Consider the following 301-nt stretch of genomic DNA (forward strand, 5'->3'; position numbering starts at 1 on the left):
GAGAGGACTCGAACCTCCACGGTGTTGCCACCGCTAGGACCTGAACCTAGTGCGTCTACCAATTCCGCCACCTGGGCCAAGGGGTACAGCGAGCCCGCTATTCTAGCGGTAACGGTCGCCGTGTCAACCAACTGCGCTTTTATGGAGCGCCGCCGGAAGCAGGACTTCCGCATAAAAAGAAAAAGCCACCCGAAGGTGGCTTTTTCAAACATCTTGGTGCCCAAGAGAGGACTCGAACCTCCACGGTGTTGCCACCGCTAGGACCTGAACCTAGTGCGTCTACCAATTCCGCCACCTGGGC

Annotated in this window: 1 protein-coding gene and 1 tRNA gene; both read right to left on the bottom strand. The window is 57.8% G+C overall.

The features are described 5' to 3' along the window. Positions 1-224, bottom strand: a 224-nt coding sequence (locus NCT03_RS33740; protein WP_250495521.1) for a hypothetical protein, incomplete at its 3' end; no start/stop codon positions are given. Then, positions 215-301: transfer RNA gene (locus NCT03_RS33745), tRNA-Leu, on the bottom strand. The genes NCT03_RS33745 and NCT03_RS33740, both read right to left, overlap by 10 nt.

This window comes from Caballeronia sp. GAWG1-1 (assembly GCF_023631465.1).
Taxonomy (GTDB): domain Bacteria; phylum Pseudomonadota; class Gammaproteobacteria; order Burkholderiales; family Burkholderiaceae; genus Caballeronia.